General features: G+C 73.1%; 19 protein-coding genes and 1 tRNA gene. 8 read left to right on the top strand and 12 right to left on the bottom strand.

What is annotated here, in order from left to right:
• The first annotated feature begins 12 nt into the window (after positions 1–12).
• The 4 genes from IG63_RS0106715 to pknB are packed head-to-tail and all read left to right on the top strand — an operon-like array spanning position 13 to position 6205.
• A complete protein-coding gene (locus IG63_RS0106715) occupies positions 13–1437 on the top strand; it encodes a PP2C family protein-serine/threonine phosphatase (protein ID WP_030483608.1) in 1425 nt (474 codons plus the stop codon).
• The gene (locus IG63_RS0106720; RefSeq protein WP_030483609.1) at positions 1434–2831 is read left to right on the top strand and encodes an FtsW/RodA/SpoVE family cell cycle protein; all 1398 of its coding nucleotides are present in this window, start codon (positions 1434–1436) and stop codon (positions 2829–2831) included. Before IG63_RS0106715 ends, IG63_RS0106720 begins: the two co-directional genes overlap by 4 nt.
• 7 nt (positions 2832–2838) lie before the next feature.
• Entirely contained in the window at positions 2839–4323 is a 1485-nt protein-coding gene (locus IG63_RS0106725; RefSeq protein WP_030483610.1) for a peptidoglycan D,D-transpeptidase FtsI family protein, read from the top strand.
• Between the two features lie 22 nt (positions 4324–4345).
• The gene (pknB, locus tag IG63_RS0106730; RefSeq protein WP_036194653.1) at positions 4346–6205 is read left to right on the top strand and encodes a Stk1 family PASTA domain-containing Ser/Thr kinase; all 1860 of its coding nucleotides are present in this window, start codon (positions 4346–4348) and stop codon (positions 6203–6205) included.
• Here the strand turns inward: pknB and IG63_RS23240 are convergent.
• A complete protein-coding gene (locus tag IG63_RS23240; RefSeq protein WP_036194655.1) occupies positions 6202–6993 on the bottom strand; it encodes a DUF881 domain-containing protein in 792 nt (263 codons plus the stop codon). The genes pknB and IG63_RS23240 overlap by 4 nt on opposite strands.
• 115 nt (positions 6994–7108) lie before the next feature.
• Here IG63_RS23240 and IG63_RS23245 point away from each other — a divergent pair, with 115 nt between their 5' ends.
• Positions 7109–7588, top strand: a complete 480-nt coding sequence (locus IG63_RS23245) for a cell division protein CrgA (RefSeq protein ID WP_245604355.1) — start codon at positions 7109–7111, stop codon at positions 7586–7588.
• Positions 7589–7675: 87 nt separating this feature from the next.
• Here the strand turns inward: IG63_RS23245 and IG63_RS0106745 are convergent, their stop codons facing one another.
• Both IG63_RS0106745 and IG63_RS0106750 read right to left on the bottom strand, forming a co-directional pair.
• A complete protein-coding gene (locus IG63_RS0106745; protein WP_030483614.1) occupies positions 7676–8578 on the bottom strand; it encodes a rhomboid family intramembrane serine protease in 903 nt (300 codons plus the stop codon).
• Positions 8575–9090 carry a peptidylprolyl isomerase gene (locus IG63_RS0106750; protein ID WP_030483615.1) on the bottom strand — a complete coding sequence of 172 codons (516 nt, stop codon included), beginning with the start codon at positions 9088–9090 and terminating at the stop codon, positions 8575–8577. Before IG63_RS0106750 ends, IG63_RS0106745 begins: the two co-directional genes overlap by 4 nt.
• A gap of 188 nt (positions 9091–9278) precedes the next feature.
• Here IG63_RS0106750 and IG63_RS0106755 point away from each other — a divergent pair, with 188 nt between their 5' ends.
• Entirely contained in the window at positions 9279–9962 is a 684-nt protein-coding gene (locus tag IG63_RS0106755) for a DLW-39 family protein (protein WP_030483616.1), read from the top strand.
• Between the two features lie 9 nt (positions 9963–9971).
• Here the strand turns inward: IG63_RS0106755 and IG63_RS0106760 are convergent, their stop codons facing one another.
• From IG63_RS0106760 to IG63_RS0106775, 4 genes are read right to left on the bottom strand one after another with little or no spacing between them, the layout of a single operon-like run.
• Positions 9972–11021 carry a 1-acyl-sn-glycerol-3-phosphate acyltransferase gene (locus IG63_RS0106760; protein ID WP_051706312.1) on the bottom strand — a complete coding sequence of 350 codons (1050 nt, stop codon included), beginning with the start codon at positions 11019–11021 and terminating at the stop codon, positions 9972–9974.
• A gap of 1 nt (position 11022) precedes the next feature.
• Positions 11023–11844 (bottom strand): patatin-like phospholipase family protein, encoded by an 822-nt coding sequence (locus IG63_RS0106765; protein ID WP_030483618.1) that lies wholly within the window; start codon positions 11842–11844, stop codon positions 11023–11025.
• A gap of 10 nt (positions 11845–11854) precedes the next feature.
• Entirely contained in the window at positions 11855–12268 is a 414-nt protein-coding gene (locus tag IG63_RS0106770) for a DUF3817 domain-containing protein (RefSeq protein WP_051706314.1), read from the bottom strand.
• Positions 12265–13044: an SURF1 family protein gene (locus tag IG63_RS0106775; RefSeq protein ID WP_169741770.1), complete on the bottom strand. Its 780-nt coding sequence runs from the start codon at positions 13042–13044 to the stop codon at positions 12265–12267. The genes IG63_RS0106770 and IG63_RS0106775 overlap by 4 nt, the downstream gene beginning before the upstream one ends.
• Before the next feature lie 271 nt (positions 13045–13315).
• Here IG63_RS0106775 and IG63_RS0106780 point away from each other — a divergent pair, with 271 nt between their 5' ends.
• The gene (locus tag IG63_RS0106780; protein WP_030483621.1) at positions 13316–13906 is read left to right on the top strand and encodes a TMEM165/GDT1 family protein; all 591 of its coding nucleotides are present in this window, start codon (positions 13316–13318) and stop codon (positions 13904–13906) included.
• Here the strand turns inward: IG63_RS0106780 and IG63_RS0106785 are convergent.
• Both IG63_RS0106785 and IG63_RS0106790 read right to left on the bottom strand, forming a co-directional pair.
• Positions 13890–14360: a GNAT family N-acetyltransferase gene (locus IG63_RS0106785; RefSeq protein WP_030483622.1), complete on the bottom strand. Its 471-nt coding sequence runs from the start codon at positions 14358–14360 to the stop codon at positions 13890–13892. The genes IG63_RS0106780 and IG63_RS0106785 overlap by 17 nt on opposite strands.
• Before the next feature lie 20 nt (positions 14361–14380).
• Positions 14381–14767: a DoxX family protein gene (locus tag IG63_RS0106790; RefSeq protein WP_030483623.1), complete on the bottom strand. Its 387-nt coding sequence runs from the start codon at positions 14765–14767 to the stop codon at positions 14381–14383.
• 37 nt (positions 14768–14804) lie between these two features.
• Here IG63_RS0106790 and IG63_RS0106795 point away from each other — a divergent pair, with 37 nt between their 5' ends.
• Positions 14805–15233: a VOC family protein gene (locus IG63_RS0106795; RefSeq protein ID WP_030483624.1), complete on the top strand. Its 429-nt coding sequence runs from the start codon at positions 14805–14807 to the stop codon at positions 15231–15233.
• Positions 15234–15242: 9 nt separating this feature from the next.
• Here the strand turns inward: IG63_RS0106795 and IG63_RS0106800 are convergent, their stop codons facing one another.
• The 3 genes from IG63_RS0106800 to IG63_RS23250 all read right to left on the bottom strand — a co-directional run bounded on the left by IG63_RS0106800 (position 15243) and on the right by IG63_RS23250 (position 16896).
• Positions 15243–16655: a sensor histidine kinase gene (locus IG63_RS0106800; RefSeq protein WP_030483625.1), complete on the bottom strand. Its 1413-nt coding sequence runs from the start codon at positions 16653–16655 to the stop codon at positions 15243–15245.
• Between the two features lie 27 nt (positions 16656–16682).
• Positions 16683–16758, bottom strand: a tRNA-Ala gene (locus tag IG63_RS0106805).
• A 12-nt stretch (positions 16759–16770) separates the two neighbouring features.
• On the bottom strand, positions 16771–16896 hold the full coding sequence (locus IG63_RS23250) for a DLW-39 family protein (protein ID WP_211249242.1): 126 nt from the start codon (positions 16894–16896) through the stop codon (positions 16771–16773).
• Between the last annotated feature and the right edge of the window lie 35 nt (positions 16897–16931).

A 16931-nucleotide genomic window follows, 5' to 3' on the forward strand; every position in this document is an offset into this window, starting at 1 on the left:
GGTGACGGCCCCGTGAGGCTGAGCTACTCCGCGCTCTCCGACGTCGGCCGGGTGCGCCGCGACAACCAGGACTCCGGGTACGCCGGACCCCACCTGCTGGTCATCGCCGACGGCGTCGGCGGCTCCGCGCGCGGCGACGTGGCGAGCAGCCAGACCGTCGAGGTGCTGCGCCGGCTCGACGAGCCGCCCGGCGAGGACCCCGTGGGCAGCCTCGCCGGGGCGATCCACCTGTGCCACGACCGGATCGCCGAGCTGGTCGCGGCCCAGCCCGAGCTCGACGGCACCAGCACCACGGTGACGGCGCTGGTCTTCGACGGCGCCCGCGTGGCCGTCGGCCACGTCGGCGACAGCCGGGGCTACCTGCTGCGCGAGGGCGTGCTCTCGCAGCTGACCACCGACCACACCTTCGTGCAGAGCCTCATCGACGAGGGCCGCATCACCGAGGACGAGGCGCGGGTGCACCCCCACCGCAACCTGATCCTCCGCGCCGTCGACGGCGTGCACGAGCCCGAGCCCGACGTCTTCACCCTCGACGTCGCCGCCGGCGACCGCATCCTGCTGTGCTCCGACGGCGCGTCCGGCGTGCTCTCGCACGACGACCTGGCGCGGCTGCTGGGCGACGGCACCGTCGACCACGCCACGGTCACGCTGGTCAGCTCCGCGCTCGACGCCGGCTCCTCCGACAACGTCACCGTCGTGGTCGCCGACGTCGTGGCCGACGACGGCGCGGCCGACGACGCCGACACCTCCGCGGCTGCCGCGACCGGTGCGATGCTCGTGGGCGCCGCGGCCGAGAGCGCCCGCGGCCGGCTGCCCGGCCTGCCCATCAGCCCCGACACCGGCCAGCTGCCCGCCGTCACCGACGGCGCGCCCGGCCGCGGTGGCCAGGGCGGGTCCGGGGACGCCGACGACCCCGAGGAGCGGCGCTACGCCCCGAGGCCCCCGCGCCGCTTCCTGTGGCTGCGCCGGGTCGCCGTGCTCGTGGTGCTCGCGCTCGCGCTCGGCGTCATCGGCACCGCCGCCTACCGCTGGACCCAGGGCCAGTACTACGTCGGCACCGACGGCGAGGCCGTGGCCGTCTTCCGCGGCGTCGAGGCCGAGGTGCCGGGCCTGACCCTGCGCCACGTGGAGGAGACCAGCGAGCTCCGCGTGCAGGACCTGCCCGAGGCCTACGCCCGTCAGGTCGAGTCGGGCATCGGCGCCAGCAGCCTCGAGGACGCCCGCGACATCGTCACCCGGCTCGAGCGCCGCGTGGAGTGCCCCGAGCCGGAGCCCGAGCCCGAGCCGACCCGCTCGCCCTCCGCCGGGGCCACGCGCTCGCCCTCCGCCGACCCGACCCGCTCGCCCACGACCCGCGGGTCGGCCTCGCCGGAGGCCAGCTCCACCGAGGAGCCGCAGCCCACCGAGACCCCGGCGCTGTGCACGGAGGCCGGATGAGCAGCCAGTCCGCTCCCGCCTCGCGCGGCTTCGTGCACCGGCGCCGGCGCGGCGCCGAGCTCGCGCTGCTCCTGCTGAGCCTGGCCGTCGGCATCGGCGCCTACCTCGCGGTCGGGCTCGGGGTCGACGGCACCGTGCCCGTCGACCTGCTCACCTACGGCGCCTGGCTGGCGCTGCTGGTGATCGCCTGCCACGTGGTGATCCGCCTTGTCGCGCCGTACGCCGACCCGGTGCTGCTCCCGGTGGTCTCCTCCCTCAACGGCCTGGGCCTGGCCGTGATCCACCGCATCGACCTGGCCAACGAGGCCAAGGGCAGCGGCTTCGGGCCCTTCGCCGGCACCCAGCTGACCTGGATGACGCTCGGCGCCGGGCTCTTCGTGGCCGTCCTGCTGCTGCTGCGCGACCACCGCCGGCTGCAGTCGCTTACCTACACCGCCGGCCTGGCCGCCATCGTGCTGCTGCTGATGCCGCTCGTGCCCGGGCTCGGCCGCACCATCAACGGCTCGCGGATCTGGATCGGCGTCGGGCCCTTCAGCTTCCAGCCCGGCGAGGTAGCCAAGGTGCTGCTGGTGGTCGCCTTCGCCGGCTACCTCGTGGTCCACCGCGACGCGCTGGCGCTGGCCGGACGCCGCTTCCTCTTCGTCGACCTGCCGCGCGGGCGCGACCTCGGCCCGATCGTGGCGATGTGGCTGATCTCGCTCGGCATCCTGGTCTTCCAGCGCGACCTTGGCTCCTCGCTGCTCTTCTTCGGCCTCTTCCTGGTGATGCTCTACATCGCCACCGAGCGCCCGGGGTGGCTCGTGGTCGGCGGCGCACTCTTCGTCGGCGGGGCGTACGCCGGCTGGCTCGCGCTCTCCCACGTGCAGGCCCGGGTGGCGGCGTGGCTCGACCCCTTCGGCTCCGACGTCGACGCCTACCAGCTGGTGCAGGGCCTCTACGGCATGGCGTGGGGCGGGCTGGTGGGCCGCGGCCTCGGCCAGGGCCGCCCCGACATCACCCCGCTGAGCTGGTCCGACTTCATCGTCACCGCGATCGGCGAGGAGCTCGGGCTCACCGGCGTCATGGCCGTGATCCTGCTCTACGGCATCCTCGTCGAGCGGGCGCTGCGCACCGCGCTGATCTGCCGCGACAACTTCGGCAAGCTGATGGCCGCGGGCCTCGGCGTGGTCGTGGCGCTGCAGGTCTTCGTGGTGATCGGCGGCGTCACCCGGCTGATCCCCCTCACCGGCCTGACCACCCCCTTCCTCTCCCAGGGCGGCTCGAGCCTGATCGCCAACTGGGTGATCGTGGCGCTGCTGGTGCGCATCTCCGACCAGGCCAGGCGCCCCCCGCCCCAGCTGCTCTCGAGCGACGACGACGACGCCGACGCCACCCAAGTGGTGAGGATGCGGTGATCCTGCGATGAACAAGCCGATCCGCACGATGGCGGTCGTCTGCCTGACCCTGTTCCTGGCGCTGCTGCTCAACGTCACCTACGTGCAGTACTGGCAGGCCGAGAGCCTCAGCTCGCTCTCCGAGCACCCCGACAACGTCCGCGTGCGCGACGCCGAGTTCTCCCGCGAGCGGGGCTCGATCCTGGTGCGCGGCCAGGCCGTCGCCGAGAGCGTGCCCTCCGACGACGCCTACCAGTTCCAGCGGCAGTACCCCCGACCCCTGCAGTTCGCCCACCTCGCGGGCTTCTTCAGCCGCGACTCCGGCCTCGGCGGGGTCGAGGCGTCGCAGAACTCCATCCTCTCCGGGAGCGACTCCCGGCTCTTCGGCTACCGCGTGGTCGACCTCGCCGACAACGAGCAGCCCCGTGGCGGCAGCGTGACGCTGACGATCGACCCGGCCGCGCAGCGGGCGGCGTACGAGGGCCTGGCCGCGCTCGGCGACGACGTGCAGGGCGCCGTGGTGGCGCTGGAGCCGAGCACCGGCAAGGTGCTGGCGATGGTCTCCAGCCCCCGCTTCGACCCCAACCGGCTCTCCAGCCACGACTTCTCCGCCGCCAGCGACTACCGCAACCAGCTGCTCGACGCGCCGCGGCGTCCGCTCGACAACCGCGCCATCGAGGAGGCGCTGCCGCCCGGCTCGGTCTTCAAGCTCGTCACCGCCGCGGCGGCCCTGGAGTCCGGCGACTACGAACCCGACACCCAGGTCGACGGCCGCGCCAGCCTCGACCTGCCCCAGACCAGCACCACGCTGCCCAACCTCGGTGGCGGCAGCTGCGGCGGCGACACCGTCTCGCTGACCCGCGCGCTCGAGGTGTCGTGCAACGTCGCCTTCGGCTCCATCGGGCTCGACCTCGGGGCCGAGGCGCTGCGCGAGCAGTCGCAGAAGTTCGGCTTCGACACCCGCACCTTCGAGGACCTCGACGACGCCCTGACCCGCCAGGCGGTCAGCACCATCGGCGACCCCGACGAGCCGCAGACGGCGCTCTCGGCGATCGGGCAGAGCAACGTCGTGGCCACCCCGCTGCAGATGGCCATGGTCGCCGCCGGCATCGCCAACGACGGCGTCGTGCGCCGCCCCTACCTGGTCGACGAGATCCTCTCGCCCAAGCTGGAGACCCTCGAGCGCACCGACCCCGAGGACATGCCCGACCAGCCGGCGATGAGCCCGGAGAACGCCCGCGACCTGCGCGAGATGATGGTCTCGGTCGTCGACAACGGCACCGGCACCACCGCCCAGATCGACGGCGTCGACGTGGGCGGCAAGACCGGCACCGCGCAGAGCGCGCCCGACCGGCCGCCGTACGCCTGGTTCGTCTCCTTCGCGCCCGCCGACACCCCCTCGGTGGCCGTGGCGGTGCTCGTGCAGGACGCCGGCGTCGAGCGCAACCAGATCTCGGGCAGCGGTCTGGCCGCCCCGATCGCCCGCGCGGTGATGCAGGCGGTGATCGGCTGATGACGACCCAGGAGGGCAGCCCATGAGTGACCCCCACCTGATCGGTGGCCGCTACGAGGTCGGCGAGATGCTCGGCCGCGGCGGCATGGCGGAGGTGCGCAAGGGCCGCGACGTACGCCTCGGACGCACCGTGGCGATCAAGCGGCTGCGCACCGACCTGGCCAGCGACTCCACCTTCCAGGCGCGCTTCCGGCGGGAGGCGCAGTCGGCCGCGTCGCTCAACGACCCCTCGATCGTGTCGGTCTACGACACCGGCGAGGAGATGTCCACCGACGGCAGCAACGTCGCCCAGCCCTACATCGTCATGGAGTACGTCGCCGGGCGCACCCTGCGCGAGGTGCTCCGCGAGGGCGGCGACCGCAAGATCCTGCCCGAGCGGGCCCTGGAGATCACCTCCGGCGTGCTGCGCGCGCTCGACTACAGCCACCGCGCCGGCATCATCCACCGCGACATCAAGCCCGGCAACGTCATGCTCACCCCGGCCGGCAACGTCAAGGTGATGGACTTCGGCATCGCCCGGGCCGTCTCCGACGCCTCGAGCACGATGACCCAGACCGCCGCGGTCGTCGGCACCGCCCAGTACCTCTCCCCCGAGCAGGCCCGCGGCGAGACCGTCGACTCGCGCTCCGACGTCTACTCCACCGGCTGCCTGCTCTACGAGCTGCTCACCGGCCGGCCCCCTTTCGTGGGCGACAGCCCGGTGGCCGTGGCCTACCAGCACGTGCGCGAGGTGCCGCAGCCGCCGTCGAGCCTCGACGAGGACCTCACCCCCGAGATCGACGCCATCGTCATGAAGGCCCTGGCCAAGGACGTCGGCGACCGCTACCCGAGCGCCGCGGCGATGAAGGACGACATCGACCGCTACCTCGCCGGGCGTCCGATCGAGGCGCCCGCGGTCGCGGCGGCGGGTGCGACGGGCGTGCTGCCCGCGGCCGACGCCACCCGGGTCGCGCAGGTCGCCGACACCCCCGGCGACGACGAGGAGGAGCCGCGCAAGAAGCGCTGGCCGCTGCTGCTGCTCCTGCTGCTGCTCCTGGCGGGCGTCGTGGCCGCGCTCGTCTTCGGCCCCCGGCTGCTCGAGCCCGACGCCGAGCCGGTCTCGGTGCCCACCATCACCGGCATGACGCAGGAGGTCGCCGAGCGCACCCTGCAGACCCGTGGTCTCGAGGTCGGCGAGGTCACCGAGGTCGAGAGCGAGCAGGTCGCCGCCGGCCGGGTGGTCTCGCAGAGCCCCGGGGAGGGCGAGTCGCTCGCCCCCGGCAGCGAGGTCGACTTCGAGGTCTCGCTCGGCCCGCCGCAGATCGAGGTCCCCGACCTGGTGGGCGACAACCGCTTCGACGCCGAGTCCGAGCTGCAGGGGCTCGACCTCCGGGTGCGCTTCGAGGAGCGTGCCTCCGACGAGCCGACCGACCAGGTGCTGGAGATGAATCCCGCACCCGGCACCGAGGTGGCCGAGAACGCCCAGATCACGCTGATCTGGTCCTCCGGACCCAACGAGGTGCCCGACGTCGTCGGCGAGACCGAGGAGCGGGCCCGTGAGCTGATCGAGGAGGCCGGCTTCGAGGTCTTCGTCACCGAGGACACCACCACCGAGGCCGAGGCCGGCACGGTGCTGCAGCAGAACCCGGGTGCCGGTCAGCAGCAGGACCAGGGCAGCAGCGTCACGATCGTGGTCTCCCGCTACGAGCCGCCCGAGACCGAGACGCCCACCCCCACGCCCGACCCCGCCGAGCCCACCCAGCCGACGGCCGAGCCGGCCCCGGCGGAGCCCGGCGATCCGCCGGACGACGGCGAGGGCGGGGGTCGCGACTCCGGGCCCGGGAACGGCAACGGCCCGGGGAACGGCAACGGCAACGGCCGCGGGGGGCCGGGCAGCGACTAGCCGCGGTCGGAGTCCTCGGTCAGGACGGGCGTGGCGTGGCGCAGCTCGGCCGCGCCGGAGTAGCCGGGCAGGGTCACCTCGTCCTGCACGCTGACGCGGTAGCCGAGATCGTAGGCCTCGACATAGGTGCGGTAGCCCGCGATGTACTCCGAGTCCTCCAGCGAGTCGAGCAGCCGCGAGGGGTCGCCGACGGCGGTGATGACGTACGGCGGGGCGTAGGGCACGCCGTGGAGCACCACGGTGTTGCCCACGCACTTGATCCCGGTGGTGCTCACGACCCGCTGCTCCTGCAGCGTCATCGCCTCGGCACCGCCCGCCCACAGCGCGTTGGCGACGGCCTGGATGTCCTGCTGGTGCACCACGAGCTGGTCGGCGGTGACCTCGCCGCTGCCGACCGCCTCGTCGATGCGCTCCGAGGGGGCGTCCTCCAGCGTGACGGTGACGGCGGGTCCCCTCACCGCCGCGAAGCCCGCCGGCGCTCGCAGGGTCTCGACCTCCCGGCGCAGCCGGCGCACCTCGGCGTCGCCCACACCCGCGCCGAGCCGGTCGACCTCGGCGTTGAGGGTCTCGACCCGCTGCTGCAGCCCGTCGGTGCGCTCGCGCTCCTGCCGCACCACGGTGTCGAGGTCCGAGACGCTCGAGGCCCGCAGGTCGAGGCCGTCGGCGTCGAGGGAGCTGGTCACGAAGAGCGCGCCCGCGGCCACGAAGACCCCCACCGCGGCGAGCCGCCACGGCGGTGGACCGGAGCGTCGCAGCCGCTGCAGCGGGCTCTCGGGTCGCGGGCTCACGGCTCTCCTCCTCGCACGTCGGCTCGGGTCCGGGCCGGTGCACCACTACGCTAACGGACCAGGTCGCAGCCAGCCGGGCCCCGACCTGCCTTCCCCAGACCGACCGAGGAGCACCGTGGCCAAGCGCAGCGCCCCCGAGCAGAAGATCACCACGAGCGGCTACGAGACCTCCGTGGTCCGCACCACGGTGGCCGTGCTGCTCGTCGTCGCCGGCATCGTGTGGATGGCCGTCTACATCAACCTGGCCAAGGACGCGGCGACGTACGTCGAGATCCCCGGCGCCGAGGGCGACGCACCCGGCAACCCGCTGCCGTGGATGGCGAACCTGGAGCGCTACAACTACCTGATCGGCTTCCTGGCCATCTACGTCGGGCTGATCGTGGCCGCGCACAAGAAGACCCCGCTCGGCCGCGGCCGGGGCGTGGTGGTCGGCATGCTCGGCTGCTTCCTCTTCGGGCTGGTCTGGATCGTGCTCTTCTACTTCATCGGCTCCGGCGGCCCGATCCCCGTCATGAAGGACCTCGACCAGTACAACCTGCTGGTCGGCGTCGGCTTCATGGCCGTGGGCTTCAGCTTCGCCACCAAGTGGGAGTAGCCCCGACCGGCGCCCGCGGTTGTCCACACCTGGGGACAACCCTGTGGAGAACTACACCGGTGTAAGTCCACCCGGCCGGGCCCGGTCTCAGGCCAGGGCGACGATGCGCGCCGCGATGGCGAGCAGCGCGAGCAGCACCACCACGACGACGGCCGACCACTGCACCAGGGCGCGGCGACGGCGGGGGGCGTAGACCATGGCGGCGCCGAGCACGGCACCGACCACGAGACCGCCGAGGTGGCCCTGCCAGGAGATGCCGGGGATCGTGAAGGTGATCACCAGGTTGATGCCGATCCACAGCAGGATCTGCTGCGCCTGGCCCTGCACCTTCAGCGAGAGCACGGCGAGCGCCCCCATCAGGCCGAAGATCGCGCCGGACGCACCGAGGGTCGTGACGTTGGGCGCGGAGAAGAGCATCACCGCGGCCGAGCCGCCCAGCAGCGAGGCGCCGTAGACGGCCAGGAAGCGCGCCCGCCCGAGCACGCTCTCCAGCGTGGGCCCCAGGACGTAGAGCGCGAGCATGTTGAAGCCGATGTGGAGCAGCTGCACGTGGGTGAAGCCCGAGGTGAGCAGCTGCCAGTAGGCGCCGTCGGCCACCCCCTGCACCACCACCGGCAGGCCGTCACGCCCGCGGCTGAGCGCGGAGTCCGGCAGCAGCGCCAGGTAGTCGACCAGCCGGCTCCGGCCGCGGCCGGTGGCCTGGATGGCGAGGAAGACCGCGGCGTTGAGGGCGATCAGCACGAAGCTGGTCAGCCGCGGGTCGGCGACGCGGCGGCCGCCGTACGGCGTGAGGTGCTGGCGGGTCGAGCGGTTGCCCTCGCGCACGCACTCGGGGCACTGGAAGCCCACCGAGGCGGGGTTCATGCAGTCCGGGCAGATCGGCCGCTCGCACCGCTGGCAGCGGATGTACGTCTCGCGGTCCGTGTGCCGGAAGCACACCGGCGGCGCCTGCCGCTGCTCGCGGCTGCCGGCGCCGCCGGGTTCGCTCACGCCCGGTCGACGGTGACCGACTCGATCACCACGGGCTCGACGGGACGGTCGGAGCGGTCGGTGGCCGTCGCGGCGATCGCGTCGACGACGTCGCGGCTGGCCTGGTCGGCCACCTCGCCGAAGATCGTGTGGCGACGGTTGAGGTGGGGCGTGGCACCGACGGTGATGAAGAACTGCGAGCCGTTGGTGCCCGGGCCGGCGTTGGCCATCGCGAGCAGGTAGGGCCGGTCGAAGACGAGCTCGGGGTGGAACTCGTCCTTGAACTTGTAGCCCGGGCCGCCGGTGCCGGTGCCGAGGGGGCACCCGCCCTGGATCATGAAGCCCTCGATGACGCGGTGGAAGACAAGCCCGTCGTAGAACTTCTCCCCGCTGCGCCCGGCGTCGTCGCGGTAGTCCTTGCTCCCCTCGGCCAGGGAGGTGAAGTTCTCCACCGTCGCGGGCGCGTGGTCGGGCAGCAGGTTGAGCACGATGTCGCCGCGGTTGGTCGACAAGGTGGCCTTGAGGTCGGACATGGGTGCCTTTCGCAGGGTGTGGATCGTCGGGACGATCCTGCCACGCGCGTGCGCGCGCGGCGCCGGGAGCGGGTCAGACCCCCGTGCCTGGGTACACGCTCGTGTGGTTGGCTGGACGTGGCTGCGCGCCCGGACCCCGGCCGGCCGACACCGACACGTGCCACCGCAGGAGAGGGAAGATCCCAGAGATGTTCAAGAAGAGCCGCAAGGACAAGATCGTCGAGCAGGCGCAGGAGCTCGCGCAGGACATCTCCGAGGCCCTGGCCCCGCACGTGCAGAAGGTGCGCGACGAGCTCGCCGACGCCCGCGAGGAGCTCGGCCCCAAGCTCGCCGAGGCGCGCGACCAGGCCGCTGCCGCCGCGACCACCGCCGCCTCCGACGCCCGCGGGGCGCTCGCCCCGAAGGTGGCCGAGCTGCGCGACCAGTTCGACAAGGAGGTCGCGCCCCGCCTGGAGAGCACCCGCGACCAGGTCGCCGCCACGGCCACCCAGACGCTGCAGGACGCCCGCAGCCAGGCAGCCGTGCTCGCCGCCGAGGCGCAGAGCCGCGGCGCGGCCGCGACCGCCGCCCTCAAGGGCGAGGAGCCGCAGCCCACCACGAGCCGGAAGAAGAAGCTGCTGCTCGTCGCTGCGCTCGCCGGCGTCGGCGCCCTGGTGGCCCGCAAGCTCGCCGGTGGCAACCAGGACAACTGGCAGTCCTCCTACACCCCCTCGCCTGCGCCGGCCCCCACCCCGGCCCCCACCCCGGCCGCCGCGCCCACGGGCTCGCAGCCCGGCGAGTCGATCGCCGACTCCGCCGAGGAGCCCCACCCCGTCACGACCCCCGACGACCCGGCCGAGACGGTCGCGATCGACGACGACAAGAAGGCCTGAGCCTCCGGCTCAGCCCTGCTGCCGCCGGTGCGCCCGCACCGGCGGCAGGTCGACCGGCCGGTGCTCGGTGATCCAGTCGTCGATGTGGTCCCACCAGCCGTAGAGCCACTCGATCTGCGCCTCGCGGTCGGTCGGGATCTCCTCCCGCGGCACCCGCCACCACGCCATCAGCAGGCGCTTGTCCATCGGCAGCGCCCGCCACACGTCACCGACGGTGTGCACGTGGTCGAGCCCGGTGTGCGCGACGAGCAGCACGTCGGCGTCGGGCGCGCTCTCCAGCGCGGCCAGCACGCCCCCCGGCCGGGGCGCCAGCACGTGGATCATCTCCGCGGCCCGCTCGGCCATCGCGTGCAGTCCCAGGCGGTGCAGCCGGGCGATCGCCCGCTCCCGCCGCTCGGGGGTGAAGTTGCCGCCCTCGGGGAAGATCACGAAGGCGTCGTCGCGGTCGAGGCCGCGCGCCAGCGCCCCGATCTCGGCCTCGACGTCGCGCCCGGGGCCCGGGTTGGCGTCGATGAAGCGGCTGGGCACGCGCCGCAGCAGCACCCCGACCATGGGGTCCCAGGCGATCACCTCCTTGAGGACCACCCGTGGCTCGCGACCGAACCAGTGCATCAGCGCGTACATCAGGGTGAAGGAGTCGCCGGGTCCCGCGTGCCGTGAGAGCACCAGCAGCGGCTCGCCGGGGTGGGCGTCGGGGGTCGGCCCGACCGTGCGGATCTGCAGCCGCAGCACCCGGCGGGCCTCGCGGAAGAAGATCCGCAGGTAGAGCTGGGCGAGGTCGTAGTGCACCCGCTCGAACCACGGTCGGCGCAGCAGCAGACCGAAGCCCGAGGCGATCCACAGCCCGAGCATCTCCACCAGCGCGACCGTCTCGAGGCTCAGGTGCACCACCAGCAGCCACAGCAGACGCAGCGGCCGCAGCCAGCCGTCGGCGAAGGGCGAGAGCAGCGCGGCACCCAGCAGCCACAGCGGCAGGCCCGTCCAGAGCAGCACGGTCAGGCCGACCACCGCGGGCGCGACGACCAGGCGCTGGACCGTCCAGATCACCCAGCGCGGCACGTCACAGTCCCTGCTCGTCGAGGTAGGCCCGGCCCAGGTCGTACGCCGTGCGGATCCGCGACGCGACCGCCCCGGCGTCGCGGTAGGACAGGGGCGAGTCGTCGGCGGCACCGCCGCCGGCCGGCAGCACGTGCGCCTCGACGTGCGGGGGCAGCTCGGCCAGCTCGCGCACGAAGCGGTGACGGCGCGCGATCTCGAAGGAGACCCGCGCGACCTCCCACGGGCGGCGCGGCACGGTGAGGGGCCGGTCGAGCCGCCCGACCTGCAGCACGAAGACCCGCGTGGCGCCGAGCTCGACGGCCTTGCCCAGCGGCACGGAGTTGACGATGCCGCCGTCGAGGAAGTGCTCGCCGCCGACCTCGGCCGGGGGCAGCAGGCCGGGCACGGCGGCGCTCGCCAGCACCGCGGGCACGACCGGGCCGGCGTCGAACCAGTGCTCGGCCGAGCGCTCGATGCACGAGGCCACGCAGCGGAACTCGCAGGCCAGGTCGGCGAAGGTCGTCTCGGCGTACTCCGCCTCCAGGCGCTGGCGCAGCGCGTCGGGCGAGTGCAGGTGGGTGCCGGTGCGGACGGCGCGGCGTACCTGCCGCAGCGCCCCGTCGGCGTAGACCGCGTTGGACTCCGCCACGTCGCGCCAGAGCTCGCGCAGCCGGGTCACCGCCCCCAGGGTCGGGTCGGCGGCCACGACGAGCCCGTTGAGGGCGCCGACGGAGGTGCCGAGCACCAGGTCGGGCACCAGGTCGCGCTCGAGCAGGGCGCGCAGCATGCCGACCTCGGCGGCGCCCAGCAGCCCGCCGCCCCCCAGCACGAAGGCGGTCCTCACGGTCGTCCTCTCAGGACGTGGCCGGCGCCACGGCGTGCTCCTCGAGCACGCGTCGGCTGGCCCGGCGCTCGGCCCAGAAGCTGAGCAGCGGCACCGTGCCGCAGACCAGGGTGACCAGCGTGAAGCCCATCGGCCAGGCGGCACGGCGGGAGAGCCAGAAGGCCATGAAGAGGAAGACCATGTAGAGCCAGCCGTGCGCCACCCCGAGGTACTCCGTGATCAGCTCGCCCCAGTGGTGCGGCGAGCTGCCGACCGTGACCCAGGCCGGCGTGGAGTCGAAGACGCCCCACATGGGGGTGCCGTCGAAGTTGGCCAGCGGCACCCCGACCAGGCAGAGCACGACGAGCAGCACGCCGACGACGTTGGCCATCACCCGGTAGCCGCGGTAGGGGGTCGCGAGGTCGGGGGGAAGCGCAGCTGTCACGCGCCCGAACCTACCGGCTCGTCCTCGGGCTCCTGCCGCGTCTCCGCCCGGGCCGCGGCGTCGGCGACCTCGAGCTGGTCGCGGCACCAGCGCTGCCAGATGTAGACCGCGAAGAGCCCGAAGACCCACCACTGGATCGCGTAGAGCAGGTTCTTCAGCGAGGTGACCGGCGAGACCCGCGGGATCTCCGCAGGCGTGACGGAGGCCAGCCCCGCGGCGCCGTCGCTGCTGCTGGCCACCACGAAGGCGCTGTAGAGGTCGCGGTCGACGTGCTCGGTGACGCTCGCGACCCGCATCTCGGGGATGACGTCGTCGGTGCGGTCGTCGTCGGGGAGGTTGGACCCCTCGGAGGGCTGCAGCCAGCCGACCAGCTCGGTGGTGCCGTCGACCGCAGGCGCCTGCGGCGTCGGTGACCAGCCGCGGACGACGGGCATGGCGCTCCCCGAGCCGTCGACCACCACCGGCGTCATCACCCAGTAGCCGGTCTCACCGTCACGCCGCCGGTCGGCGACGTAGAGCGTGCTCTCGTCGAGCCAGCGGCCGGTCAGGCTCACGGGCTGGCCGACGTACTGCCCGGGGAAGGGGTCGTCGCCCCCCATCACGTCGACCAGCGGCTGGGCGGGCTGCTCGCTGAGGTCCTGCGCCTCGGCGGCTCGCGCCGCCTCCCACGCCGAGAGCTGCCACAGGCCCAGCCAGACCGTCGCCGCCACCGCCGCGACCACGAGCAGGTGCGCACCGAGGGCGCGCGGAGCCACGAGGACGCGGAGGGTGGGCACCACCCCAGGGTACGAAGCGGGCCCTCGTGAGCGGGCTCACGGTGCGCGTCCCCTCGCGCTCGCGTAGGGTGGCCGGAGCCGAGAGGGAGTAGTCCCCAACAGCCGCATCGACACACTGACCCAGCTCCACCGGGTCCGGTGCGGCAGGCCACCTGAGACATCGCGTGGCGGACGAGACTTTCGACCAGTAGTGCCGTTCTGTCTTCCACGAACGCACCTGGTCGAGGGTGCGTCCAGCAGCCGCGAGCCAGGTGCAGAGAGGCCCCACCTCATGTATGCCTTCCTGCTGTCGACCGCGGTGATCTTCGTCGCCGAGCTGGGCGACAAGTCCCAGCTGATGGCGATGACCTTCGCCACGCGCTACCGCACCCGCGACGTGCTCATCGGCATCACCGCCGCCACGGCGATCGTCCACCTCGCCTCCGTCGCCATCGGCTTCTGGATCGGCGACGCCTTCGCCGACTACCAGGGCGCCATCGCGATCGTCGCCGGCCTGGCGTTCCTGGCCTTCGCGGCCTGGACGCTGCGCGGCGACGAGCTCACCGAGGAGGAGGCGAGCAAGGCCAAGAACGCCACCGGCGCCGCGATCCTCGCCGTGGGTGTCGCCTTCTTCCTCGCCGAGCTCGGCGACAAGACGATGCTGGCCACGATCACGCTGGCGGTGCAGGAGAACTGGTTCGGCGTCTGGATCGGCTCGACGCTCGGCATGGTCGCCGCCGACGCCCTGGCCATCGCCGTCGGTGCCGTGCTGGGCAAGAAGCTGCCCGAGAAGACCATCAAGTACGGCGCCGCCGCCCTCTTCGCGCTCTTCGGCGTGCTGCTGATCGCCGAGGGCGCGGGGCTCTTCAGCTCTCCGATCTGACCTCGCGACGCATCCACTGGTGCGGGATGCCGTCCTCGACGTAGCCCTCGCCGACGGACTCGAAGCCGAGGCCGGCGTAGAAGCCGACCAGGTGGGCCTGCCCGCCCAGCTCGACCGCCCGGCCCGGCCACTCCCGCTCGCAGATCGCCAGCGCCTCGGTCATCAGCCGGCGGGCGAGCCCGGCGCCGCGGGCGGCCGGGGCCACCACGACCCGGCCGATCCGCGGGGCGTCGTACGACGCGTCGGGCGGGAGCACCCGGGCGTACGCCGCCAGCGCACCCTCGTCGTCGCGCCCCAGCAGGTGGCGCACCCCGGGGCCGAGGTCGGTGCCGTCGGGGTCGGCGTACGCACACTCCTGCTCGACCACGAAGACCGCCGCCCGCAGCACCAGGGCGTCGTACAGGCTGGCGGCGTCGAGGTCGGCGGCCGCGACGTCGCTCCAGGTGAGCTCCATGGGGTCAGCGTGCCAGGACCTCAGGAGGGTCGGGTCGCAGACCTCGCCCACGCCACCAGCACGGGCTGGCCGAGCAGCCGCAGCGCCCGCTTGCGGTCGGTGTCGAGGCCGAAGCCGTCCTTGCCCTCGCGCCACTGCGCCACGTTGCCGGGGAAGATCGCGACGAAGAAGGCCGCGGCGACCTTGCCGACCCGCCCCCGCGCCGGCTGCCTCCACGTCGTGAGGAGGGCGGCCCCGAGGCCGATCTCGACGACGCCGGAGCCGAGCACGACGAGGTCGTCGTCGAGCGGCACCCAGGAGGGCACCTGGGCCTGGAACTCCTCGCGCGCGACGGTCAGGTGGCCGGTGCCGGCGAGCACGAGCACGGAGCCGAGGCCGATCTGGGCGAGGTCACGGAGACGGGACATGCGAGTCCCGTGCCCCATCGAGGGGTACCCGACCCCCATGGCACTCGTTGACAGCTCCGGCTACGCCCACGTCCGTCTCACGGTCACCGACATCGCGCGCTCCAAGGCGTTCTACGACCAGGTCTTCGGCTGGCCGCTGGCGGTCGACCAGTCCGAGGCCACCGACCCGGAGGTGCGCTCCGACCAGGAGCGCTTCTACGGCGGCTGCGTCTACCAGACCCCGGCGGGCCAGCTCTTCGGCCTCCGTCCGGTCGGCTCCGAGCCCTTCGACCCCGACACCACCGGGCTCGACCACCTGAGCTTCACCGTCGGCTCGCGCGACGACCTCGTGGCGGCGGCGTCCGCCTTCGACGAGGCCGGCATCACCCACGGGGAGATCGTGGATCTCACCGACGCCGGCATCGCCTTCCTGTCCTTCCAGGACCCCGACGACATCAACGTCGAGCTCACCGCCCCGCTCGCCTGAGCGAGCGGCTCAGGCCCGCAGCGGGAGCCAGATCTCGAAGCGGGCACCGGGCCGGTCCTTGGGCGCCAGGCCGACCGAGCCGTGGTGGGCGACCGCGATCGCCTGCACGATCGCGAGGCCCAGCCCGGCGCCGGTGTGGTCACCAGGGGCCTCGAGCCGCTGGAAGCGCTGGAAGATCCGCTCCGCCTCGTTCTCCGGCACCCCCGACCCGGCGTCGTCGACCCACAGGCACGCCCGGCCGTCGCGCCGTGCGACCCCCAGGGCGATGGCGTCGTGGTCGGCGGTGTGCTTGACCGCGTTGTCAGCCAGCTGCAGCAGCGCCTGGGTCAGCCGGTGGCGGTCGGCCAGCACCGGCACGTCGTCGTCCACCTCCAGGACCCACTCGCGGTCGGCGAGCGCCGTGGCCTTGCGGTAGGTCTCCCGCACCACCTCGGCGGCGTCGACGGGCCGCAGCGTGACGAAGTCGGGCTGCTCGGTGCGGGCGAGGGTGAAGAGCCCGTCGACGATGGTCGACATCCGGTCGACCTCGTCGGTGATGAGGGCGACCGTCTCGGCCCGGCCCTCCGGGCTGTCGTCGATCTCGAGCAGCTCGGCGTGGCCCCGCACCACCGTCAGCGGCGTCCGCAGCTCGTGGCTGGCCTCGTCGAGGAAGCGTCGCTGGTTGCCCAGCGCCTGCTCGAGCCGCGTCAGCATGTCGTTGAAGGTGGCGGCGATGCGTGAGGCCTCGTCGCGGCCGGAGACGGGGATGCGGCGTGACAGGTCGGTCTCGGAGATGTCCTGCGCGGTGACGGCCAGGTCCCGCAGCGGCCGCAGCACGCGACCAGCCAGCACCAGCCCGAGCCCGGCCACGACGAGCAGCGTCAGCAGCTCGATCAGCAGCCGCAGCCGCACCGCCTCGTCGATCTCACGAGCCTCGAAGAGCGGGAAGTTGGCGACGACGAAGTGTCCCGGGGTGCCGTCGGCAGCCTCCAGGGGGCGGACGACGTACTGCGCCGTACCCAGTGCCGTCTCGATGCTGCCCGTGCGGTCCTGCTCCAGCGAGAGCCAGTAGGCGATCGGCTCGTCGAGCTCGTCGGCCGCAGCGCCGTCCTGCGCGCGCCGGGAGTCGTGCAGCTCCCCGTCGACGAAGGCCAGCAGGCTCTCCCCCTCGTCGGGCACCTCGCGCGAGAAGTAGACGTCGAAGAGCGACTCGAGGTCGGCGAAGGGCTGCCCGGTGGCCGGGTCGGTGCCGCCCTCGAGCAGCTCGAACTCCGCCGCCTCCTGCTGCAGGTCGGCGATGATCTCCTCGTCCAGCCGGTCGAGCAGCACCGCCCGCAGCAGCAGGCTCGACCCCAGCGTCGAGAGCAGCACCAGCCCGACCACGACGGCCAGGATCCGCACGCGCATGCTGCGCGGCGTCGGGATCGTCGGCCAGCGCTTCATGGTCGCAGCATGACCGACGGTGCCTCGTGGTGGAGCCTAGGGGACTCGAACCCCTAACCCCCTGCTTGCAAAGCAGGTGCGCTACCAATTGCGCCAAGGCCCCTGGTGGGTCTGGTCAGGCCTTCTGGACCGGATCCGTGGCCTCGCGCCAGAGGTCCTGCTCGTGCCTGGTGTCGTCGATCTTCTTCTTCGCCACGACGGCGCCCACAGCGGCGAGCGCGAGCAGCACGATCTTCTTCATCCCTGCCTCCTGCGACGAGTACGACGGCCGAGCCT

Origin of the sequence: Nocardioides aequoreus, assembly GCF_000720335.1 — a bacterium.
Classification (GTDB): Bacteria; Actinomycetota; Actinomycetes; order Propionibacteriales; family Nocardioidaceae; genus Marmoricola; species Marmoricola aequoreus.